This is a genomic window from Cohnella sp. GbtcB17 (assembly GCF_019091135.1).
In the GTDB taxonomy this organism is placed as follows: Bacteria; Bacillota; Bacilli; order Paenibacillales; family Paenibacillaceae; genus Cohnella.
Genome location: NZ_JAGXJW010000085.1, coordinates 1 through 23645 on the forward strand (window position 1 = coordinate 1; position 23645 = coordinate 23645).

Genomic DNA, 23645 nt, shown 5'->3' on the forward strand with positions numbered 1-23645 from the left:
GGCGATGCCAAATATGCCGACGAAGGGGAGCGTGAGATGTACAATGACGCATAGGCAGGCATCTCGCTCTCGGGCGACAAGTCTTGTTACGTCAATCCGCTGGCGACGCAGGGCGCCCACCACCGCGTAGAATGGTTCGGCACGTCCTGCTGCCCGACGAATCTGGCAAGGTACTTGCCCTCCATCGGCCAGTATGCCTACGCAAAGACCGACGACGGGTTCGCCGTCAATCAATTCATGAACAGCGAAGCGGAATTCGAGACGGGCAGCGGGCTAGCCGTGAAGTTGAAGCAAACGACGAACTATCCGTGGGACGGCAGGATCGAGCTTGCGGTTCATCCTGAACGAGAGGAAAACTTCGTCATTCGATTGCGCGTGCCGGACTGGTGCAGAGGCTACAAGCTAAAGGTCGGCGACGAGAGCCTCTTCGGAGCCGGGGCAATGACGGACCGCGGCTATCTGATCGTGGATCGCAAATGGTCGCAGGGAGACGTCATCGTCCTGGAACTCGATATGCCCGTAGAGGTCGTTCGCGCCAGGGAGGAGGTCGAAGCCGATCGCGGTCGTCTTGCCATTCAGCGCGGTCCTATTGTGTATTGCGCAGAGCAAGCCGACAATCCGGACTTGACCTACGATGCCTTTGCCCTTTCCGCCCGTGAGCCGCTGAATATGCATTACCGGCCGGACCTGCTTGGCGGCATAACCGTATTGACGGGCCGAGCGGAAGAAGGAAAGCCGTGTCTGTTGATTCCTTATTATGCGTGGGATAACCGCGAGGAAGGCTTCATGCAGGTGTGGATTCGAGAGGCGGAGGATAGGCGACTGTATCTCTATTAACGATTGCGCAAATCAAATGGACAAAGGAGCTGCCGCTGCACGGCAGCTCCTTGTGCGTTCAAACGCTTGCGGCAGCTCGCTTTTCGACAGCTACATCTTAATCGACCCGCTGGAGATGCCTTCGACGAAGTTGCGCATCAATAGCGAGAACAGCAGCAGCAGCGGTACGGCCGCGATCAGGTAGGCGGCCATCATGCCGCCGTAGTCGCTCAGGCCGTAGTTGCCGGCGGCGGCTTCGAACGCGACGAGCGCCATCGTGATCGTCTGGTGGCTGCGATCGAGCAGCAGCGAAGGCAGCAGGTAGTCGTTCCACAGGCTGGTAATATTGATGATGGCGACCGTCGTGCAGATCGGGACGGACAGCGGCAGCACGACCGTCGAGAAAATGCGGATATTGCCCGCACCGTCGATGCGGGCCGCCTCGAAAATCTCGTCCGGCAGCTGCTCGAAAAACGTCTTGAGGACAAAAATGCTGAACGCCTGTCCGCCGGCGATATACGGCAGGATAAGCGCCAGATAGCTGTCGCTTAAGCCCAGCTTTTTGATCTGCAAATAAAGCGGAATGAGCGTCAGAAAGCCCGGAATCAGCAGAAGCCCGAATACGAGCAGAAACAGCGTGTTTTTAAGCGGGAAGCGAAGCTTGGAAAAAGAGTAGGCGCTCATCGCGGAAAAGGCGACGATGGCGACGACGCTGGCCGCGATGATGACGGACGTATGGTACAGCGACGGGCCGACTTTATCCCAGGCCGCGCCGTAATTGCTCCATTGCAGCGCCTTCGGGAAGGACAGCGTGCTGGACGCGAATTCGAGCGGCGATTTGACGGAATTTTCGAGAATGAAATAAATAGGCAGCAAATTGAACACAAGCAGCAGCAGCAGCAAAAGTTGCCCCGCTCCCGGGAGGCGGTGTGCGCGCATCGATGGACCTCCTGTCCTCAGGATTCGGATTTGACCAGCTTCATGTTGACCAGCGTCAACAGCAGGATGACGACGAACATGACCAGCGCGATCGACATGCCGTACCCGAACTCGCCGTTGACGGTCGAGACGTTGTACATATGCAAAATCGGCACGTATGTGGAGTATCCGGGCCCCCCGTTCGTCATGATGAGCGGCGGAACGATGTTCTGGAGGCTGCCGATCAGCGTCAGGATGATGATCAGCCGCAGCTGCGGGAAGGAGGAGGGGATGTCGATCCGCCATACGCGCTTCCAGCCCGTCGCGCCTTCCAGCTTGGCGGCCTCCAGCACTTCGGTGGAGATGTTCTGCAGGCCGGAGTAGAAGATAAGGAGATTAAACGCGCTGATCCACGGGAAGCCCATCAGAATGATCGAATAAAGCGCTATATTCGGATCGCCGAGCCAAAGCTGCTGCAGCGAGCCGAGACCGATCAGCTCCAGCAGCTGGTTGATGGCGCCTTCTCCCTGATACAAAAACCGCCACAGCAATATGGTGACGATGCCGGGGATGACGATCGGCAAGACGAAAAGTGTGCGGTAAATATACTGCGCGCGCGCTTGCCGAAGCTGGAAGATCAGCTCTGCGACAAGAAAAGGCGGTACGACGGCCAGTACGATCGAGAGGACGACCCAGATCAAGGCGTTGATCGTCGATTGGCGCAGCACTTCGTCGCCGAATAGACGGACGAAGTTGTCCAATCCGATATAGCGCGGCGCGTTGAAGCCGTCCCAATCGGTGAAGGCGCCGATCAGCGCCTGGTAGACCGGATAATACGTGAACCAGATCAGGAAAACAAACGTCGGCAGTATAAAAGCGTATCCGGTCAGCGCGGTTTTCAGCTTGGCTTTTCCGGTCATGCGGCATTCTTCCTTTCATGGCTTCGGGGGGATTAAAAAAGGGAGCGCTGCGAAGCGGCGGCCCCCTTTTTTCAGTATCCTCTCGACGCCTTAGTATTTTCCGAGATCGACGCTGTTTTTGGATTGATACTCCTTAATTGCCCCGTCCAGCTCTTTTTTAACGTCCGCGGTCGCTTTGGCGATATCGATATTGCCGCTCAGGTAGAGGCCGAAGATCCGCTGCATGTTTTTGTTCAGGTTCGGCGAGGAGCCGCCGACGCCAAGCGCCTTCAATTCATTGGACGCCTGATTGGCCAGCTCGGCCATGCTCTCCGCAGGCTTCGTATCCGGCCAGGTCGGTACGAAGGTGCCGTGCTCGTTGACGATGCGCTCGACGTTTTTCGGCGTGCCGACGAATTGCAGCCAGTCGATGACGGCGGTTTGCTTGCCGGCTTCCTTCATCGAGGCGTTGGCTTGCTTGGTCGCGACGGCGAATTGGAAGGCCGCGTTGGGACCGCCGACCGCGCCGGAGACGTCGGTACTTGTCGTATACGGCGTGTCCGCCTGCGTCAGCACCGGGAAGTTGAAGGAGCCGAGCTCGAAGCTGACTTTGGCGTCTTTCGCGTTTTCCGGGAGCCAGCTGCCGTCGTAGAAAATCGCCGTTTTACCGGCCAGGAAGTCGTTGCGGGCGTTGCTGCCGACGACGCCGGGTTCGGACGACAAATAGTCGGGCTTCCAGTTGTCGGTCAACGATTTGAACATCGGCCACCAGCCCATGAAGCGTGGGTCGGACGTGTTCAGCATGCCCTTGGCGATGGCGACGCTCTGATCGAGCGAGGAGACGCCGGGGCTTTGATCGAAGCCGGCGATCTGTTCGAACTCCTTGGCGTAGAAGTCCGACAGGAAGTGACGCTGGAACCAGTCGTAGTCGGGCGCTTGCGACATCGCCGTAATGCCGGCGTCCTTGAGCTTCTTGGTCGTCTCGATCAGCTCCGACCAGCTGCCGGGCGGCTGGGAGATGCCCGCTTTGGCGAACAGGTCCATGTTGTAGAAAAACGCGGTCGCGACGTAGTCGCCGTTGATGTTGTAGCTCTTGCCGTCCGGAGACTTCGTCTCGCTCACGACGGTGGCGTTCATCGCCTCGCCCCAGGTGGCTTTGCCGGGAATATACGGGTTCGGCTGGCTGAAATACGGGGTCAAGTCCTCCGCGATCCCCTTGGGGAACGTATTGTTCAATTCGGCCCATTGCCCCCAGAATACGTCGAACAGCTCGCCGGCGGCGGCTTTGACCCGCACCGTTTGCGTGTAGTCCTTGAATTCTTCGTCGACGAATTCAATCTTGATGCCGGGATGCGCGGCCTCGTATTCGCTGGCGACATCCTGCAATGCCTTCTGTTGCTTCAAGCCGGCGATATTTTTGGAGTTGGGCGTATACACCTGGGCGTACATCGTGATCGTGCCCTTCCAGCCGTTCGCAGCGCCGGCCGTGCCGCTGGCTGTGCCGCTGGCTGCCGGCGCCGACGAAGCGGACTGCCCGTTTTCGGCATTGTTGCCGCCGCAAGCGCTAAGCACGAGACCGAGCGCGATCAGAGCTGCGGAGCTTTTGGCGAGTTTGTTCGTCATGATGGCCATCCCCCTCGAGATCGTTGTTTTTGAAAGCGCACTCATTCCTGTATTCATCTTAGTTCAGGCCTTCGCGAGCGGATAGTGGGGGAGATTTTACTTTCGGATGAATTTTTTTACCTTGATGCGCGCAAAAGCCAGTGCGCCTAGAAGCCGTGCCGCCGCTTGTACTCGGTGGGGGAGTACGAGGTGTATTCCTTGAATACCCGGTAGAAATGCTTGAGATCGGCGTAGCCGATCAGCTCGCTGATCTCCTGGAGACTGCGTTCGCTCTGCTCGATCAGCGTCTTGGCCCGCTCCATGCGGCATTCCTTGAGGAACACGACGAAGTTCCGTCCCGTCTCGTATTTGAAGCGGCGGCTGAAGTAACTGGCGTTCATGCCGAAGCGGTCGGCGACCGACTGCAGGCTGACGCCTTCGGCCAGCGATTCCGACACATATTGCTGGACCCGCTGCAGCAGCGGGGCGTCCTGCCCGCTTTGCTCCTGGGCGATCGTCTGGGCGAGCAGGCGCAGCAGCGTGCCGATCATGCCCATCAGCGAATCGCGCGTCACGGCCGACTCCGCCGCCTGCAGCCAGTCCTCCAGCGATCTGCCGCTGATGGCGGACAGATCCAGGTCCATCAGCCGCAGCTGCGCGCCGAGCCGCAGCAAATAATGGGTCGTCATCCGGCGCAGCTCGACCGGCAGCATCAGGTCGGCGCCGGCGAGCCGTTCGAAAATCGCCAGCGCTTCCTCGCCGTTGCCGAGCAGCAGCTGCTCCAGGGACAGCTCGATCTGCTCCACCGGACCCGATGACAAATTCATCTTTTTGTCGGCGCGCAGCTCCGGCAGCGACAGCAGCTGTCCGCCGCCGCAGACGAGCCGGTAGGTGACGGCGAGCGAGGCGTCCCGGTAGGCGTCGGAGGCCGCGGCGAAGGGATACAGCCCGCTCATGCCGACGGTCGCGGCGCGGCGGAAGCTCTGCTCGATCGCCTGCTTGAGCGCAGCGGCCCGGCCGCGGGCTTCCGAGGCGAACGCCGAATCGTCGGCCGTTCGGCTCATCAGGACGACGACCTGGCCGATATGATCTTGCAGCACGTAGCAGCGCGGGTCTTGGGCGCACCATTCCTCGACGAACTTGGTCAACGCATAGCGGAACAGCTCTTCGTCGGAAGGGCGGAAGCGCTGCGGCTCGATCCAGTCGGGACTGACGGCCAGGACGATAAGATCGTGCCCGTCGCGGTCGTGCAGCGGCGGGTATCCGGCTTCGACGAGCAGTTGGGCGAGCTCCTGATCGTCCTGTCCGAAGAGGAAATGCCGGTAATACAGCTTCTCCGCCAGCGGCGCGGCTTTTTGGAGCGACTGCTGCAGCGCGTCCAGTCTTGCCCGCTCGCTGCGTTCTTGCTCGATCGCTTGCGCGACCTTGTCCAGCGTCCGCAGCAGCTCGCCGCGGTCGAGCGGCTTGGTGATGAACGCGGCGACGCCATGATCGATCGCCTGCTTGGCGAGCTGGAACTCCTGATAGGCGGTCAGCAAGATCCGGTGGATGTGTGGCGACTCCGCCGCGATTCGCTCGCAGCATTCGATGCCGGTCAGCCCGGGCATCCGGTAGTCGAGGATGACGAGGTCGGGCTGCAGCCGCACGATTTCCCGCATGGCGGCCTCGCCGTCCTCGGCTTCGGCGACAAGCTCCCATTGCGGCGCAAAGCGCTGCAAAATTTTGCGGATGCCTTGACGAATCCCAGATTCGTCATCCGCGATGATAACGCGATACATAACGTTCGACCTCGCTTTCATTTGCAATAAGAGGCAGCAGCAGCGTGACCTCCGTCCCTTGACCGGGCCGGCTGTCGATGTTCATGGCATAGGGAGGACCGAAATACAGCTGGATGCGGGCCGCTACGTTAACCAGCCCGATGCTGCCGCCGCCCTGCTGCGGCCTCAGCGTCTCCATGCCGATCAGCCGCCGCAGCTCCAGCAGCCTGTCGAGCGGCATGCCGAGCCCGTCGTCCGCGACGAGCACCTTGAGGGCGCCCGGCCCGGCGGTGATCTCTACGGTCAGCCTGCCCTTGCCCTGGTTCATCTCCAGTCCGTGGTAGAACGCGTTCTCGATCAGCGGCTGAACGAGCAGCCGCGGTATATAATGCGACAGCAGCGCCTCCTCGACGCGAACCGAGATATCGAAGCGTCCGCCGTAGCGGTTTTCCTGGATCAAAAGGTAGTTCATCAAGTAATCCTTCTCTTCCTGAAGCGAGATGAAGTCGCTGCCGGACTGAAGCGACGATCGGACGAGCTTGCCGAGCGCCGTGATCATGTCGACGGTGTCGTCGGCCTCGTCGAGCTCCGCCCGCATTTTGATCGTCTCCAGCGTGTTGAACAAAAAATGCGGATTGATCTGCGACCTCAGCGCCTGCAGCTCGCTTTCCTTGCGGACGATCTCGGCCTGGTACAGATGGCGAATCGTCTCGTCCAGCCGCCGGCTCATGCGGATGAAGCTGCGGATCAGCTGTCCGAGCTCGTTGCGCGGGGGATTGTCGTAGTCGATCTGGAAGTCTTCGCGCTCGACCCGCTTGATGAGCGAGATGAGCCGGTAGATGGGCTTGGTCATGCTATAGGAAATGCCTGTGGACACCGCCAAGGCGATCGCGATACAGACGATGCCGATCAGCAGCATGGAGTTGCGGACCGAGGCAATGCCGGATACGATGCGGGACACGGGAACGTAGCCTACGACGGTCCAGCCCATTTTGCCGACGGGATGCTGCACGACGATCGTTTTCCGTTTGTCCAGATCGATGATCCGCGGACCGTCTGCGCCGGCTTCGAGGCCGGTCACGGAGGTCAGCAGCTCCGGGTTGACCGGATCGTCGGCGTATACGACCTGCTTGTCCGCATCGATAACAAAAAAGGAACCGTTTTTCTCGCTGTTGACCCGGCTCATGATGCGCTCGATATCCTCGAGTGTAAAGTCGACCTGAAAATACCCTGCGGTGTTCAGTATGGTTGAGGTGTAATAGATTCTGCGAATGAGGGAGAAAACCTGGAGCGGCTCGCCGTTTTGAACGAGCTGGCTGGCTTCGGGCCGATGCAGGCTTAAGGTAGCCAATAGCGCGTCGGAATTGTCGAAGGTTTTGTACCAGGGCATTTGCTCAATGGAAAGGCCGGGCAGCAGGTAGCTGAGACTGTAAATGCGTCTCGCGCCTTCGCCCGGCTTGCTGAAGTACGTGATATTTTCAATGCTGCCTCGCTGCGACTGCCAGAAGCTGAAGTTTTTCTCCAGCGTCAGCTTGATGTCCGCGTCAGGCGATTCCCCGGTTGCGACCCCGGCCGTCAGCATATCCTGCAGCTCGCGATTGTAATAAGGCATGAGCGTGAACTGCTCCAGCTCGCGGATGTACATCTCGATGTTCGACGAGGTGCTCACGGCGACCTGCTGCACGAAATCGCTTACCTTTTTTTCCATGGCCTGGCTGTACAGACGATAGGCGCCCAGACCGAGCACGGACATGGGAAGCACGATAAAAATGACATACGTCAGCACCAGCTTCTGCTTGAACGTCCATATTTTTTTCAATGCGTTCCCCGTCCTTTCGTGCATGAGCCGCTAAGGCGCCGTTAGTGCCTGGCGATAGTCGTATGTTAACGGGGGATTGTCCAAATTTCAATAGGCGCTAGCAATCCGTAAGACAACAGATCATAGTCTTCCGCCGGTGGCGGCCCCTCGAGCGGCGAGCGCTTCCAGGCGCCAGGCCACGCTGTATTGCGCGGTTTGGCGGTGTCGAAGTGCGGTCCCAGCAAATTGCGGAAGGTGCCGCTCAGCCGGCAGTCGAGCGTGTGGACGACGCCCGGACGCACGAGGGAGGTGAGCTCCAGCTCGTCGCCGCGCTCCAGGCCGAGCAGCCCGGCCTGCTCGCCGTCCACGCGCACGGAGAGCGCGGCGCCGAACCAGGAGGGAACGGACAAAAAGACGCGTCCGGCCTCGTCCGGCAGGGTGAACGTATGGCGGTAGCGCACGGCATCCGAATAGAACGGGTAGCCCTGATCCCGCCAGGCGCCCGGACCGAGCGCTCTGTCGGCCGCCAGCCGCCAGCCTCCGCCCGGATTCGGCACGACCGCGAACTGTCCGAACAAATAGAGCGGCTCCAGCTCCATCCAGATCGAGAACGGGCGGCCCTCAAGCCGTATCGTGTTGCGCCCCGGACGCAGCGTCTCCGTAATATCGGCGGCGCCCATGTGACGGTCCAGCCTTGAGGTGCCGGGGGCGGCTTCGACGGGGATGCCGTTGACGGCGATTCGGTAGCAGGAGGGCCGCTCCAGCTCGAGCCGCACCGTTCCGATGGCGTCCGGACTATCCACGTGGAAATGATAGTCGGCCGTAATTCCGCTGCGCGCGTCGAAGGCGGCTTCGCGGTCCAGCAGCCGCCGCTTGAACTGGACGGCGTTGTCCCACGGATTGTTCTCGAAGCCGTGATGCTCGAAGGCGAAGCGGGCGGCGTGCACCGTATGCAAGCCGACATATTGCTTGGTGCCTGCGTACAGGTCGCAGTGCAGGACCGGGAGCACGTTGTCCCGCTCCGGCACGATCTCCGGCGCGGAGAGCGCGACCGGCTTGCGCACAGATGCGGCCGTTCGGCGCGGTAGCGGATGCGGGGCGTCGGGCGCTGTTTTGGGCGTTGTGTCGGCGACATCGAACCCCGCGTCGTCCGCAGCTTCCTCGTAGACGCGCAGCAGCAGCGAGCCCGACGCGTTCAGCGACAGCTCGAGCGTCAGGCAGCCGTCGTCGTCCGGCGACTGGCCCAGCGCCGTCGCCGAGCCGTCGAGCGGATTCCACAGCTCGGCCCGCCGGCCGCGCAGCGTCGCTGTGCCGTCGATGCGGGCGCTGCGGGAGTTGGCGAAGAAGTAATAGGCCGAGCCGTCTCCCAGCTCGCGGCGCAAATGCGCGATTCCGCTCGGCGCCGCCGTCCCTTCGACCGCAAGACGAAGACGCGGCGCGGCGAAGGTCGACAGCAGCGCGAGCTGGCCGGCCGCATCCGCGGCCGGATGCCAGCCGGGAAGGCGCGCCAGCGCGGCCGCTTCCTCGCTGCGTGCGCCATCCACCCGATCCGGCGCCCGATCCGCCGCGATCACGATGCCGCCGCCCTCCAGGAAGCGGCGCAGCAGCGCGACGGTCGAAGTCTTCATGTGCGTCATCGCCGCGGGTACGATGACGACCTCGTAGCGGCACTGTCCGACGCGCAGCACGGCTCCTTCGCAGGAAGCATGCCCCTCCATGATGTATTCGTCGCACAGATCGTAGTCCCATTGACCGTCGGACAGCGACTGCACGAGCGCCAGCATGTCGACGATGCCCTGCTGGTAGAGCGGATCGCCTTCGACCGCCTCGGCCGTCGCGACGAAGCTGGACGTCGTCGGGTTGAGCAGGGCGATCCGGTTGACCGTCCGGCCTTGCGAGAGCGCATACGACAGCCGGCCGAAGTAATCGTTGAGCTGCGCATACTCGTCCCACCACGGCTGGCGCCAATCGAACGATTGGGGATGGTCCCGTTTTCTCGCGCCGACGATCGTGCCGTAGGTCAGATGCTGGTTCAGGAAGTTGATGCCATGCACGTACAGCCAGTCGCCGATCCGCTTGTAATCCTCGAACGACGAGTCCCAGCCGCCGGCGCCGTAGGCTTCGCACAGTACGCGCTCTCTGCCGAACTGATTGGCGGCGCTGTGCGCCTCGCGCACGGTCAGCAGCGCCGCGGGATCGTTGTACGCGCCTTGCGCCCGCTCTGCCTCGTTCGGCGGCACGAACGTCAAAAAGGCAGAGCCGGCGCCGGCGGCGTCGGCGCGGAGAAGCTTGGTCTCCAGCATGTCGATGGCCGGCCAGTGCATGTATTCGTAGAGCGACATGACGGCCGGGGACGTGCGGTGAAACGGATGGGGCCATTGATGCTCGATATAGTGGCCCGTGTAGGCGATGCCGTTCTCTTCGCACCACTGCGAGATCGGGCGCACCGAGTTGTTCACCCATAGCTCGCGGATCGTCTCGAAATAATCGAACCGGACTTTCGCAGCATCGACCGCGGGCGCCGTCTCGAAGGCGATCGCGGCGTCGCGGAACAGGAAGGGCAAATAATCGCGAAGGTCGTAGCCGTTGCGGCGCTCGAACTCGCCGGCGAACCAGAAGCTGAACGGCAGCGGAGAGCCGTGCTCGAACAGGTTGCCCGGCGAGATCTCCGGCTCGTCGGTGAACAAGGCGGGGATCTGCGAGCCGAACCGGTCGCCGAAGCGCTTGCGGTACGCTTCATGCGTGACGGCGAGGAAGCGCTCCGTTACCTCAGGCCGCAGCAGGTCCGCATACGCGAAGCCGCCGAGCCAGTTGTTGGTCATCGGCGTGCCGAGCTCGAATACCCAGAATCGCTCGCCGTACGCCTGCCACTGCGTCATCGGCAGCAGCGTGACGTCGCGGACGATCTCCCAGGCCGGCTTGCGCCCCGGCGTCTCCCGCACCGCGAACGCTTTGATCGGATGACCGGGACGATTCAGCATCGGCGATGCGTTCGCCAGCTTGTGCGCGACTTCGTCCGGCCCGTATTCGTTGAACAGCACGGAGTTCGCGAGACAGTCCGGCAGCTCGGACGGGACATGCCCGCCTGCGAAGCCGGAGGGATACGAATTTTCGTCGTAAATGTACAGTTTCAGCCCGAGCCTGGATGCCTCCTCCAGCGCGTCGCCCCACCGTTCGAACCACGTCTGCGACAAATATTCGGTCATGAGGCCGGGACGGGGGTGGACGAAGGCGCCGCCGAAGCCGTGCGAGGCGAGCTCGCGCAGCTGGAAGCGAATCGACTCGGGCTCCATGTCGTCGTTCCATACCCAGAGCGGGGCGGGGCGGTAGATGGCGGCGGGAGCGGCGAAGCCCGCCCGGTGTTGATCGGCCGGATCGGAAGATTCAGAAGAGGGGACAAGTGCAGCAGATGCGGCGGATGTAGCAGACTTGGCAGTCGTTAGCATGTAGGTGCGACCTCCTTGGCTATATTCCAGCCCAGTTTAACCGGCGCCATGCCGGCTGTCTTTGCAGCCGCGCCGGGAACGAGGTGCACTTTTGACAGGAGATGCTTTATAATACGCCCATAAAGGGAAGGAGCGGCTGCGGATGGAGGCGACAATGGGAGTACGAACGATCGATCTGGCGTCGATCCGGCCGATCGTGCACTTCGCCGAGCGCGCCGTGCAGGAGCGGATCTTCGTCTGGGGGCCACGCGTCATCCCCGACTGCCAGCTGCTGTTCGTGCTGTTCGGACGGGCGGAGCTGACGCTCGGTCCGCATCGCTATTCGCTGTCTCCAGGTGACTGCGTCTTCTACGGCAGCGACAGTCCGCACCGCATCGAGACGGCGGCGAACGTGCCGACGGGCTTCTTTGGCATCCATTTCGATTGGGACGGCGAAGCGCCCGTGTCCGTGCATCCTTCGCCCGCCATTCGTACGGTCGCCGGGGCGGAGCGGGAGGCGCCGCCGGTCGAATACCGGATCGGTACCGGCGGAGGGCGTCCGCCGCTCGCGCTGACGCATGTGCTGCATGCGCCGGAGCTTGAACCGCTGTTTCGCCCGGTCGTCGACGAGTACAGGGAGCAGCGCCCCGGCTGCGAGGCCGCGATGCGCGGCGGCATGACCGCGCTGCTGGTCGCGCTTGTGCGGCGGCAGCTGCAAGAGCGCCCCGATCCGTCCGCGCGGCGGATCGCGCCTGCGCTCGCGGCGATCGCTCGCGATCCTGCGCGCAGCTGGTCGAGCCGGGAGCTGGCGCAGCTTTGCGGCTACCACCCTACGTATTTTGCCGAGATTTTCAGAGAGGCTACGGGGCTCAGTCCCAAGGCGTACACGATGCGGGAGCGCATCGCGTGCGCCAAGCGGCTGCTGTTGACGGGGGAGCGGATTACCGAGATCGCGGAGACGCTCGGCTACGGCGACGTGCATTATTTTTCGCGAAGCTTCCGCGAGGTGACGGGACTGACGCCGTCGGCTTTTCGTCTTCGGCCGGAGCCCGAGTCCGAGCCCGGGTCCGAGCGCGAGCTAGAGGCGCAAGCGAAGGCGCGGCGCGAACAAACCGGACCTTGAAGGCCCGGCCGACTATGCGCGCGCGTTACGGTCTTTAGGTTTTACATCGGCTTTCGATCCAGCCTATTCGGGCTAATCGGAAGCTTTTTTTAACGATTCAGAAAGCGGGAGATAAGTGTTGAAAAGCAGTTAATCGACGCTCTGATCCGGACTTTGAGGGAATAAGTGTTCAACCGCAATTATTTGAACTAGAACCGGGTCGAAACGTTCAAATGCGAGAAATTAATTGCGCTACAACACTTATTTGCCCAAGGACGTCGAGATCACGGGAATTAACTGCTTTTCAACCGTTATTTGATAGGCGTTGTCGTGCCATCGAATCTCTCATCCGGACCGCCCGTGAGCGTTTTGGTAAGAAGAATGGAGAAATCGGAAGGAAATGCGAGCGGAAGCTCGCAATTCATACCTTTTAGCTCATCCATACGGCCTAAAGGACATATAGCGCGAATATTGAGGGTTGAATAGCCTCGCCATTTAAAATATCATAATGACAATATCATAATGACAATATTAACAAATGGAGGCGTTCGCCATGTTCGGCATCCGATTCGTCAAATTCCAGCCCAGCGAGTACGTGATGAAGGTACAGAACGGCAAAGTCGTCAAGGAAGGGCTAGGATTGTCCTTTTACTATTACGCGCCGGTCACGACGGCCGTGGTCATGCCGGTGTCCTCGATCGAAGCGCCGTTCATGTTCGAGGAGATTACCCGCGACTTCCAGAGCGTGACGGTGCAGGGGCAGCTGACCTTCAGGATCGCGGACTTCCGCCAAACGTCCCGCATGCTGGATTACACGTACAATTTGCGCAAAAAAACGTATTTGTCGGACGATCCGGCCAAGCTCGGACAGCGCGTCATCGGTCTGGTGAAGGTGTTGGTGAAGCGGCATCTCGAACGGATGCCGCTGCGCGAAGCGATTCAATCCGGCGACCGCCTGGCGGCGGCGATTCGCGAGGAGCTGGACGCGAGCCCGGAGCTGGCGAAGCTCGGAATCGAAGCGATGGGGGCGGCGATATTGGCCGTGCTGCCGAACAAGGAGACGTTGCGGGCGTTGGAGGCGCAGGCGCGCGAGGAGATCTTGCGTCGAGCCGACGAGGCGTTGTACGAGCGGCGCAACGCGTCGATCGAGCAGGAGCGGATCGTACGGGAGAACGAGCTGAGCACGGAGATCGCGGTCGAGGCCAAGAAGAAGCAAATTCGCGAGAGCCAGCTGGCGGCGGAGCGTCTCGTTCAGCAGAAGCGCAATGAGATGCAGCAAGAGCAGCTGCAGTTCGATACGGCCTACGAGGAAGAACGCAAGACGCTGCTCGAGCGTTCGGCCGGCAACAGGCATTCGGAGGCGGATGCGAAGGCCTATGAGCTTACCGCCGTCATGCGCGCGCTCGGCGGCGCGGACAATCAAGTCCTGCAGTCGCTGACTCGCGCAGGCATGAATCCAAGCCAGTTGATCGCGATTGCTTTTCAGGATCTGGCCGGTCAAGCAGACAAGATCGGGCAGTTAAATATAACGCCGGATCTGCTTCAAGGCCTGCTGCAAGGCGACGCGGCGAAGCCGGCGGGCAGGAAGGAGCGGTGATCCATGAGCGGCGTAAACGACATTCGACTGGTGCTGGTCAAGCGGCGCACGCGTCTCGAGGAGCTGGTCACGCGGTATAATACCGTCCGTCAGGCGCAGTTCGTCATCGAGTCGATGGGCGAGGACTTTTCCGACTACCTGCGCGAGGATGAAGCGTACCGCCAGGCGCTGTCCCGGACGCAGCAATCGCTGAGCGAACTGGGCATCGTGCAGCAGCTGGACAGGGCGCATGTTCCCAATTATTTGTTCGGTTCGTCCGATACGGTCGTAGTGCTAGGGCAGGACGGCCTGGTGGCGGGAACGCTGAAGTATTTGGACGGCCAGCCGCTGATCGGCGTCAATCCGGACTCGAAGCGCTGGGACGGCGTGCTGCTGCCTTTTCAAGTAGGCGATCTGCCTAAGATCGTACCGGAGACCGCCGCAGGACGGCGGCGGGTCCGCGAGGTGACGCTGGCAAAGGCGACGCTGAACGACGGACAGTCGTTATACGCCGTAAACGACTTCTTCATCGGACGCAGAACGCATGTGTCGGCACGATACCGCATCGCTTCAGGAGGCAGGGAGGAGCAGCAATCGTCGAGCGGCATCATCGTATCGACGGGCGTCGGCTCCACAGGATGGCTGAAAAGCGTGCTGGCCGGCGCGTCGGGCATCGCAAGGCGGGCGGGCATGGCCGGAATCGGTCAAGCGTCTGCAGATGCAGATGTCCAGCGACTTGAATGGGAGAGCGACTGGCTTCGCTTCACGGTCCGCGAGCCGTTCCCGAGCCGTACGACGGGAATCGAGCTCGTGTACGGCCGCATCGAGAACGGTCAAGCGCTGGAGGTCGTATCGCAGATGCCCGAAGGCGGCGTCATCTTCAGCGACGGGGTCGAAGAGGATTATCTGGAGTTCCGTTCGGGACTTCGGGCGACGATCGGCGTGGCGGAAAAAAAAGGGCGTTTGGTCGTGTAGGCTGCGCAAGCATCCGTAGTCTTTAACGTGAATTTCGACCAGTGGGTACGATTACCAGGGATTAACCTTTCGACCGCATTCACCGATAAATAGGCTATACGAAGCGATAGAGGTGAGTCGGGCGTGGCGTTGTTTTTGGTCAATCATGTGCAGGCCGGCATGAAGGTCGGCATCGATATATATTCGGACAGCGGGATCAAGCTGCTGGCGAAGGGCACCGCGATTACCGCGCAGCACATTCAGATGCTGCAGAGTCACAAGATTCGGGAGATCGACATCGACGGGGAGGCGCCCCGGGGCGAGCTCGTCGCGGACAAGGCCCGTCCACTTGACCCAGCCCAGCAGGCCAAGGAGGAAAAAGCGAAGTTGCGCCAGCTGATGAAGCACATACCGCTTTTCTCGAGCCTGGCGCCCGAGCATATCGGGCTGCTCGCCGACCGGATGGAGAAGCGGGAGAAGGAAGCCCAGACGATTTTATTTCGGGAGAACGATCCGGGCGATTCGTTTTTTATCGTTCTCTCCGGCACGGTCAAGATTTACAGAACGAGTCCGGAGGGCGACGAGAAAATATTGGCCGTGTTCAATGCCGGAGACAGCTTCGGCGAACTTTCGCTGATCGACGGCAAGCCGCGTTCCGCCACCGCGCAGACGCTTGACGATACGGAGCTGGTCGTGATGTCGAGGGAGCATTTTCTGGATATGCTGAAAACCCACTTCGATCTGAACCTCGTCATCATGGCCGAGATCGTCCAGCGGATGCGCGACACGAACGACCAGGTGTCCGACCTGATGTTTTTCGACGTGCGCACGAGGGTCATCAAGAGCCTGGTCAAGCTGGCCAACCGGTTCGGCGAACGAAGCGAGCATACGATCGTCGTCCGGATGCCGCTGGACAGGAACGAGCTGTCCCAGATGGCTGGCGTCAAAATGAAGGAGCTGAGCGAGGTGCTGTACGACCTCGAGGACCGGCAACTTGTCAAAATGTATGCGAGCCACTTCGAGCTGAATCTCATCAAGCTGCGCACGCTGCTTCGATAACTGGAATTTTAAGAAATATTTAATATCCGTCCTTCATTTTGTTTAAAATGTTTATCCTATTCTGGAATTCGGAATAGGAGGGAACCGAACCTATGAATTCGCGACTTATGAGATCGCGGCTCTTGCTTCTGCTGCTTATCGTCGGCTTCGTCTGCGCGGCTGTCAAGCACAAGGCCGACCTGGTCCGCGCAGCGGATACGCTCCTGGGTCATCCGCCCAGAATCGGGACGGAACGATCCGTCGCAGCGACCGCGGATACAGCCCCGGTTGCGGCGCCGGAAGGCGCTCCTGAGAATGTCGCGATGCTGCCTGCCGAATCCGCTGAATCCGCGGGAGCCCCGGCGCATCCAACGCCCGACGAAGAACACGCGTCCGCAAGCGATGACCCGGCGCTCGCCGCCGCCGGGCTGCACAGCACCCATGCGATCCTCGTCCGGCTGGACGACGGGCAGGTGCTGATGGATAAAAACGGCGAAGAGCGCGTATATCCCGCCTCGCTCACGAAGATCATGACGGCGATTCTCGCCATCGAGCGCATCCCCGACCTGAAGAAGACCGTGAAGCTAGACGCGGACATGTTCGAGACGCTGCGGCAGCAGAACGCTTCGATGGCGGGCTTCCTCCCCGGGGAGCGGGTGTCGGCCATCGACCTGCTGTACGGGGCGATGCTCCCGTCCGGCGCGGACGGGAGCGTCGGGCTGGCGATGCGCGTCGCCGGTTCGGAGAAGAAGTTCGCGGCGCTTATGAACGAAAAGGCGAAGGCGATCGGCATGACGGACACGCACTTCGTCAATGCGACGGGACTGCACGATCCCGAGCATTATACGACGGTCAAGGATCTGTCCGTATTGCTCTCCTATGCGCTGCAGAACAAGACGTTCCGCGAAGTATTCACCGCCTCGCGCCATTCGACGGCGCCTACGGACCAGCATCCGGAGGGCATCACGCTGCGGAGCTCCATGTTCAAGGAGCTTGGCGAATCGGGGCTTGCGGGCGGAGAGATTCTGGGCGGCAAGACAGGCTATACCGAGAAGGCCGGGCTTTGTCTCGCGAGCCTCGGCCGCTTGAACGGCAAGGAGTATATTCTCGTCACGACCGGCGCCGAAGGGAACCGCAAGACGACGGAGGCGTACGATATCGCGGATGCGGTGAGCGTCTACAACGAATTAGGCAACGCGCTTTGACATCCGTTACAATGGGAGTTGTGAAGGAGCGCGATAAGGCATGAACCCCGTCACCATTTTGATCGCGGACGACGAGAAGGAGATCGCCGATCTCATCTCGCTGCATCTGCAAAAGGAAGGCTATAAAATCGTGCTCGCGCACGACGGCAAAGAGGCGATTCGGGCGATCGAGACGCAGGCCGTCGACCTCGCGGTGCTCGATATTATGATGCCCGAACTCGACGGCTTCGAGGTCGTGAGGCAGATCCGCGAGCGGCACCGGCTGCCCGTCCTGTTCGTGAGCGCCAAGACGTCCGACTTCGACAAGATCTCGGGCCTCGTCATCGGCGCGGACGATTATATGACCAAGCCGTTTAATCCGATGGAGCTGGTGGCGCGCGTGCAGGCGCTGCTGCGGCGGACGACGCGGCTTAATCCGTCCAGGGCGGACGAGCCCGTTACGATCGAGGCGGGCGGACTCGCGATCGTCCCGGACCAACGCCGGGTCACCATCTACGGCGAGCCGGTCGAGCTGACCCCCAAAGAGTTCGATATTTTGTGCCTGCTGGCGAGCCACCCCCGCAAGGTGTTCGGCGTAGAGCAAATTTTCCAGCAGGTGTGGGGAGAAGCTTATTACGAGGTCGGCAACAATACGGTCATGGTCCACATCCGTACGCTGCGCAAGAAGCTCGGCGAGGACAACAACAAGGACAAATGGATCAAGACGATCTGGGGAGTGGGATACACGTTTAATGGTTAGCGGCATCAGTTTCAGATCCAAGATGATCCTGCTGCTCGGACTCAGCATGCTGACGTCCTTCCTCATTACCTATCTCGTCTACCTGGCATTGCAATCCTACTATCGCCGGAATGCGTATTACGGCGATTCTTTGAATGCGTTCCGCAATATTATGCGCAGCATCGGCGACGTCAACGTGTTTCTGATCATTTTTATCCCGCTGTCGGTGCTGTTTTTTTTCTTGTATACGAAGCCATACGCCACGTACTTCAACCGGATATCCAGCGGCATCCACCGGCTGGCCGTCGGCGACTTCGACACGCCGGTCCGCATCTCCTCGCAGGACGAATTCCAGACGATCGCCGAGGATATCAACATGGCGAGCGACAAGCTGCGCCAGGCGATCGCGCGCGGCGACTTCGCGGAGACGAGCAAGGATCAGCTGGTGCTTAACCTTGCGCACGACCTTCGCACGCCGCTCACCTCCGTGATCGGCTATTTGAATTACATGCTTCAAGCCGAGAACCTGTCCGACGATCAGATGCGCCATTTTACGTCGATCGCCTATACGAAGTCCCAGCGGCTTGAGAAGCTGATCGACGAGCTGTTCGAGATTACGCGGATGAATTACGGCATGCTTCCGGTCAAGCGCGAGCCGATCAATCTCGGCGAGCTGCTCGTCCAATTGGGCGAGGAGCTGTATCCGATTTTCGAGAAAAACGGACTGACGCTTCGATCTGACGTCATCCCCGACCTGAACATCCAGGGGGACGGCGAGCTACTCGCGAGAGTATTCGAAAACCTGCTCAGCAACGCCGCCCGCTACGGGGCCGACGGCCGGTACATCGACGTTCGCGGCGAATGGGACGGCCAGACGGCGGTCGTTCGAGTCGACAACTACGGCGACCGCATACCCGAGGAGGAGCTGCCGCATCTGTTCGAGATGTTCTTCACCGGCGACCGCGCGCGGATACAGCGCGAGGGCGGCACGGGCATCGGTCTTTACATCGTTAAAAATATCGTAGAGCGTCACGAGGGCACGGTCGAAGCGGAGAGCGGCCCGGTCATGACGCGGTTTACGGTCCGTCTGCCGAAGAATTGAGCGGCTGCCGTTCCGCGCACATCGATTACGCGCCGAAGCTCATATCGGGATAAACGTAAGGGTCGGCCGCCGGCTCGATCTTGGTCGCGGCGTCCGCCTTCAGCAGAAGCACCTCGTCGCCATCGACCGTCGTCTTGGCCAGCGTCCCCGTGACGGTCATCCACTCATCGCTTGCATATTTCGCCGCATCCGGCGATTCGACGACGATGCCGTACGGGATCGCGTCTGCCGCGCAGCACTGAACGGCAAACCTCCCCAGCACGAACTGTCCGTCTCCGATCGTATCGTCCCGGTAGACGAACCCCGATATCGACGCGCGGCGTCCGACGAACGAATCCGGAAAAAAGGAAAGTGTCGTAAGCGTCTCCAGAAAACGCGGTGCCGCAATTTCGATCACGGGTTCGGCATACAGCAGCCTGCCGAATTCCGCATAAGGCTTGGTGAGCGAGTCGTGCGGGAACAGTTGGTCCAGCTCGTCCGCGGCAGGCGGGGCAGAGGCGGCTTGTTTTACAGGCTTAGCGGCTCCGCCGCTCAGATTCATGCCCTTCTGCGCGGCCATCGCGCTGCCGATCGTCGTATTGGGCGTCAGAAAAAACAAGGCGAGCGGCAGCGCGAACAAGGCGACGGCGCGAAGCTGGCGCAGCGAGGAGCCTGCCGGCGCCGGCGCATGGCTGCAAGCTTCTCCGCAGCCAGAATCGCGCTGACCGTCCCATGCCTTCAGCGCCTGATAAACGAGCGCGGCTGCGATCAGATACAGGGCGGCAGCGGCAAGCTTCGTGTATATGGCCATGCGCGGCGATATGTAGAGACCCAGGCTGCCGATCGCGGACAGCCTTGCGACATACAGTCCGATGCCTGCGAGTACGACGGCGCGCGCCAGATGACGGGCGATCAATTTCCGGTTCGTTCGTTGCGTCATGAAGCCATCCCCCTTTCCGGTGTCAGCGTGCAGCGCTTTCCAGCAGCCACCCTGCGAGCAGCGACGCGGCGAGTACGACCGCCGTTACGAGCAGGAGGAGACGCAGCACGAAGCGGGCTTTGAATGCGGACAACAGCATCAGCGTGTTTTTGAAGTCGACCATCGGACCGTAGACGAGGAACGCGAGCAGCGCGCCCGCGGGAAAAACGCCATTGAAGGATGCGGCGACGAACGCATCCGACGTCGAGCAAAGCGAAATTACATAGGCGAAGCCCATCATGAATAGGTGCGAGCCGAACGCGCCGCCGCCCAGCGCGAGCATCTCTTTGTGGCTGACGAACGTTTGTATCGAAGCGGTTAGAAAGGCGCCGAGCATCAAAAATTTTCCCATCTCGAAAAATTCGTCGGCCGCGTGCGAGCAAAAGGAGAGCAAGCGGGACGACGTTGACCGGTGGGGCTCGTGATGATGATGTTCTGCGGCGGCAGCATGCAAGCTTGCCGCATCCGGTCTCAGCGGTTGGGCTGCCTTGCCGCGTGCGCGAGACAGCAGCAGGCCGACGGCGGCCGCCGCGGCGAAGCCGAGCACGGTCCGATACAGTGCCATCTCGGGCGCAGTGCGGAATGCGCTGTACGTCGCCAGCACCGTGACCGGATTGACGATCGGCGCCGCCAAGATGTAGGTCATGCCGATATAGGCCGGCATGCCTTTGCGGAGCAGCCTGCGTACGACCGGGATCATCCCGCACTCGCAAACGGGCAGCAAGACGCCGAGCAGGCCTGCGCAGAGTACGCCGAGCAGCGGATTGCGCGGGATGAGACGGGCGAGCGCCGCCTCGGATACGAACGATTGCAGCATCGCCGAGACGAGTACGCCGAGCAGCATGAAGGGGAGCGCCTCCAGAAACAGGCTGACGAACACCGTTTTGACCGATTGCCATTGATCGACGCCGATGTGCGGCAGGCTCGCCGGCCATGGCCAATGCCGCCCCCATGTCAGGAAATAGAGCAGCGCCAGCACAAATATAGCCGACAGCGCGAGCCTAGATTTTGATGCTGCATTCGTCATGCTTTTCCACCTCGTTCAACGTATCCTCTCACTCCTCTCAACGTATGCGAGTTTTTGATAATCAGAACCGCTAGGCTGCTAGTTTTGTAGAATGGTAGAAAACGGCCGGCAAGGCGATATCTTTTGCTTGCTTTTGTTAAACGTAATAATTACAATATAAGAGCGATCGTGATGAATATACATAGCTCGTCGTTTTAATGAATCGCATTAGTGTAATAATTACGAATAGCAAGGAGCGAGAATTCAAAAATGAAAAATACGATGAAAAAAACGCTTGCGATATCGGCGAGCCTGGCGCTGCTGCTGGCGGCTTGCGGCAAAGGCGAGGAGTCCGGCGCGAATGGATCGGACGCCAAGCTGAGCGTTGTGACGACCTTTTATCCGATGTATGAATTCAGCAAAAAGGTCGCAGGCGATCTCGCCGACGTCGTCGCGCTGATCCCGGCGGGAACGGAGCCCCATGACTGGGAGCCGAGCGCGCAGGATATGGCGAAGATCAAGGACGCGGACGTGTTCGTCTACAACGGGATCGTCGAAGGCTGGGTCGATGCGGCGCTCACGAGCGCGCCGAACGACAAGCGCGTCGTCGTGCGGGCGAGCGAGGGACTGACGACGCTTGAAGGCACGGCGGAAGAGGCGCACGAACACGAGCATGGGGAAGATGAACACAAGGAAGACGAACACAAGGAAGAAGATCAGGCAGCAGGCGAGCATGCGGAGGATCCGCACGTTTGGCTCGATCCGGGATTGGCGCAGCGGGAGGTCGCCGCGATCGAAGCGGCGTTCGAGCAGGCGGATCCCGCGAACAAGGAGGCGTACAAGAAAAACGCGGATGCCTATATCGCCGAATTGAAAGCATTGGACGAAGCGTTCCAGGCAGGTCTGAAGGATATCAAGACGAAGCAGTTCGTCACGCAGCATGCGGCCTTTGGCTACCTGGCACATGCGTACGGCTTGGAGCAGGTGCCGATCGCCGGATTGTCGCCCGAGCAGGAGCCTTCCCCCGGCAAAATGGCCGAGATCGTGGAGTTCGCGAAGGCGCACCAGGTCAAGACGATCTTTTTCGAGACGCTGGTCGACCCCCAGGTCGCGCGCACCGTGGCGGACGAGATCGGAGCGAAGACGGACGTGCTGAACCCGCTGGAGGGTCTGACGGACGAGGAAAAGAAAGACGGACTCGATTATATCGGCATTATGAAAAAGAACCTCGAAGCGCTGGTGAAGGCATTGAACGCTGAATGAGAAGGTTATACAGCGCTACTGCAATAAGGGATGAAGCAGATTCGAATCTGCTTCATCCCTTCTTTTAGGCATACGTCTGGGTTAATACGTTCACCTATAGAGTAACTTTTAAACTTCCATGCATAGAAGCCCGCATTGTATTCTGGAACGCCTCCAACGGGGGGGATTCCTGAACGCTATGTGGTCTTTTTCCTATGTCTCATTACTTCGATTGGTTCCCATAACGTCGACTATCGAGTTGCAAACTGCAGCGTTACGGAACTTAACGCAAATGTAAAAGCGGTCAACCGGCAAGAGCCGTATCGGACAAACCGCCCAAAAAAAGAGTTGACATATTGCCCGCGGGTAATTATTTTGTAGTTAACAATAAAAGTTTCCCAAAGGAAACAAAATTGTTTTTGTACAAGTATCTAGCGCAGGAGAACAACCGGGATGGGGAGGACCGCAATGCTGACCAAACGGCTGGAAAGAGTGGCACTGGTAATGTTATTTTTGGCGATTTTAGTAGCGACGAACACCGCTTGCGCGAACGGCGGAGAGCGGACGGCGGAGGGCGGACAATCCGGCAAGATCCGGATCGTCACGACGATCGCGCAGATCGCGGAGCCGCTTGCCGTCATCGGCGGAGACAAGGTGGAGGTCGACAGCCTGATGGGACCGGGCGTCGATCCGCATCTGTACGCGGCGACGCAGGGCGACATCAAGAAGCTGCAGAGCGGCGATATCGTGTTTTACAGCGGACTCCATCTCGAAGCGAACATGGTGAAGGTATTCGAGCAGATCGGCAAGGAGCGGCCGGTGCTCGCGATCGGGGAGACGCTGCCGAAGGAGAGGCTGCTGAAGGACCCGAAGGGCGCGACCGATCCGCACATTTGGTTCGACATCGATCTGTGGAAGCAGGCGCTCGGCGCGGCGACGGAGGAGCTGAAGAAGTATTCGCAGGCGGACGCGGCCTACTTCGAGGCCAACAAGACGGCGTACTTCAAGCAGCTCGACGAGCTGAAGGCAGAAGCGCTCGAGAAGCTGGGGCGCATTCCGGAGGAGCGGCGGGTGCTTGTCACCGCCCACGACGCGTTCGGCTACTTCGGGCGTCTGCTCGGACTTCAGGTGGTCGGTCTGCAAGGGCTCAGCACGGAAGACGAGATCGGGCTGTCCGATATCGAAGATACGATCGACCTGCTGGTCGATCGCGGCATTCCCGCCGTTTTTGTGGAGAGCAGCATCAATCCCGCTTCGATCGAAGCGGTGATCGAAGGGGCGAAGAAGAGAGGACACGACGTGCGGCTGGGCGGTCAGTTGTATTCGGATGCCATGGGAGCCGGCGGTACGCCTGAAGGCACTTATCTGGGCATGTACAGGCACAACGTGGACACGATCGGCGAGGCGTTGGCCTCGAAGGAGGGTTGATATGGCGGCGGTGCTCGAAGTAAGGGGTCTGAACGCTTCGTATCGGAAAAACGCGGTGCTGGAAGGCGTGACCCTCGAGGTCCGGCCGGGAACGCTGACGG

The 23645-nt window shown here is 60.4% G+C and carries 18 protein-coding genes; 10 read left to right on the forward strand and 8 right to left on the reverse strand.

The genetic code is table 11. The features are described 5' to 3' along the window. Positions 1–60 precede the first annotated feature (60 nt). Positions 61–837 carry a glycoside hydrolase family 127 protein gene (locus KVT38_RS30655; protein ID WP_368859190.1) on the forward strand — a complete coding sequence of 259 codons (777 nt, stop codon included), beginning with the start codon at positions 61–63 and terminating at the stop codon, positions 835–837. Positions 838–927: 90 nt separating this feature from the next. Here the strand turns inward: KVT38_RS30655 and KVT38_RS30660 are convergent, their stop codons facing one another. The 6 genes from KVT38_RS30660 to KVT38_RS30685 all read right to left on the reverse strand — a co-directional run bounded on the left by KVT38_RS30660 (position 928) and on the right by KVT38_RS30685 (position 11236). Continuing rightward, positions 928–1755, reverse strand: a complete 828-nt coding sequence (locus KVT38_RS30660; RefSeq protein WP_217597555.1) for a carbohydrate ABC transporter permease — start codon at positions 1753–1755, stop codon at positions 928–930. A gap of 17 nt (positions 1756–1772) precedes the next feature. Then, complete coding sequence (locus tag KVT38_RS30665) at positions 1773–2654, reverse strand: carbohydrate ABC transporter permease (protein ID WP_217597556.1); 882 nt, start codon at positions 2652–2654, stop codon at positions 1773–1775. 90 nt (positions 2655–2744) lie between these two features. Beyond that, entirely contained in the window at positions 2745–4256 is a 1512-nt protein-coding gene (locus tag KVT38_RS30670) for an ABC transporter substrate-binding protein (RefSeq protein ID WP_217597557.1), read from the reverse strand. 146 nt (positions 4257–4402) lie between these two features. Then, positions 4403–6013 carry a response regulator gene (locus KVT38_RS30675; protein ID WP_217597558.1) on the reverse strand — a complete coding sequence of 537 codons (1611 nt, stop codon included), beginning with the start codon at positions 6011–6013 and terminating at the stop codon, positions 4403–4405. Continuing rightward, a complete protein-coding gene (locus KVT38_RS30680; RefSeq protein WP_217597559.1) occupies positions 5988–7811 on the reverse strand; it encodes a cache domain-containing sensor histidine kinase in 1824 nt (607 codons plus the stop codon). Before KVT38_RS30680 ends, KVT38_RS30675 begins: the two co-directional genes overlap by 26 nt. A 65-nt stretch (positions 7812–7876) precedes the next feature. Further along, positions 7877–11236, reverse strand: coding sequence for a glycosyl hydrolase (locus KVT38_RS30685; RefSeq protein ID WP_217597560.1), 3360 nt, complete (start codon positions 11234–11236; stop codon positions 7877–7879). Between the two features lie 154 nt (positions 11237–11390). Between KVT38_RS30685 and KVT38_RS30690 the strand changes: the two genes are divergently transcribed. The 7 genes from KVT38_RS30690 (at position 11391) to KVT38_RS30720 (ending at position 18910) form a co-directional block, all read left to right on the forward strand. Next, positions 11391–12338 carry a helix-turn-helix transcriptional regulator gene (locus KVT38_RS30690; protein ID WP_217597561.1) on the forward strand — a complete coding sequence of 316 codons (948 nt, stop codon included), beginning with the start codon at positions 11391–11393 and terminating at the stop codon, positions 12336–12338. Positions 12339–12870: 532 nt separating this feature from the next. Continuing rightward, positions 12871–13914, forward strand: coding sequence for an SPFH domain-containing protein (locus KVT38_RS30695; RefSeq protein WP_217597562.1), 1044 nt, complete (start codon positions 12871–12873; stop codon positions 13912–13914). A 3-nt stretch (positions 13915–13917) separates the two neighbouring features. Then, entirely contained in the window at positions 13918–14868 is a 951-nt protein-coding gene (locus KVT38_RS30700) for a diacylglycerol kinase catalytic domain-containing protein (protein WP_217597563.1), read from the forward strand. Between the two features lie 123 nt (positions 14869–14991). Continuing rightward, positions 14992–15906, forward strand: a complete 915-nt coding sequence (locus KVT38_RS30705) for a Crp/Fnr family transcriptional regulator (protein ID WP_217597564.1) — start codon at positions 14992–14994, stop codon at positions 15904–15906. 92 nt (positions 15907–15998) lie between these two features. Next, complete coding sequence (locus KVT38_RS30710) at positions 15999–17090, forward strand: D-alanyl-D-alanine carboxypeptidase family protein (protein ID WP_254639684.1); 1092 nt, start codon at positions 15999–16001, stop codon at positions 17088–17090. 40 nt (positions 17091–17130) lie between these two features. Continuing rightward, entirely contained in the window at positions 17131–17829 is a 699-nt protein-coding gene (locus tag KVT38_RS30715) for a response regulator transcription factor (RefSeq protein ID WP_217597565.1), read from the forward strand. After that, positions 17822–18910, forward strand: coding sequence for a sensor histidine kinase (locus KVT38_RS30720; protein ID WP_217597566.1), 1089 nt, complete (start codon positions 17822–17824; stop codon positions 18908–18910). Before KVT38_RS30715 ends, KVT38_RS30720 begins: the two co-directional genes overlap by 8 nt. A gap of 25 nt (positions 18911–18935) precedes the next feature. Here KVT38_RS30720 and KVT38_RS30725 read toward each other — a convergent pair whose 3' ends face one another. Together KVT38_RS30725 and KVT38_RS30730 are read right to left on the reverse strand one after the other, a co-directional pair. Then, positions 18936–19829 (reverse strand): TIGR03943 family putative permease subunit, encoded by an 894-nt coding sequence (locus KVT38_RS30725; protein WP_217597567.1) that lies wholly within the window; start codon positions 19827–19829, stop codon positions 18936–18938. Positions 19830–19851: 22 nt separating this feature from the next. Further along, positions 19852–20895, reverse strand: a complete 1044-nt coding sequence (locus tag KVT38_RS30730; protein ID WP_217597568.1) for a permease — start codon at positions 20893–20895, stop codon at positions 19852–19854. A gap of 249 nt (positions 20896–21144) precedes the next feature. On the opposite strand from KVT38_RS30730, the gene KVT38_RS30735 reads away from it, so the two are divergent. Both KVT38_RS30735 and KVT38_RS30740 read left to right on the forward strand, forming a co-directional pair. Further along, a complete protein-coding gene (locus KVT38_RS30735) occupies positions 21145–22137 on the forward strand; it encodes a metal ABC transporter substrate-binding protein (protein WP_217597569.1) in 993 nt (330 codons plus the stop codon). Between the two features lie 432 nt (positions 22138–22569). Further along, positions 22570–23544: a metal ABC transporter solute-binding protein, Zn/Mn family gene (locus KVT38_RS30740; protein ID WP_254639685.1), complete on the forward strand. Its 975-nt coding sequence runs from the start codon at positions 22570–22572 to the stop codon at positions 23542–23544. Positions 23545–23645 lie beyond the last annotated feature (101 nt).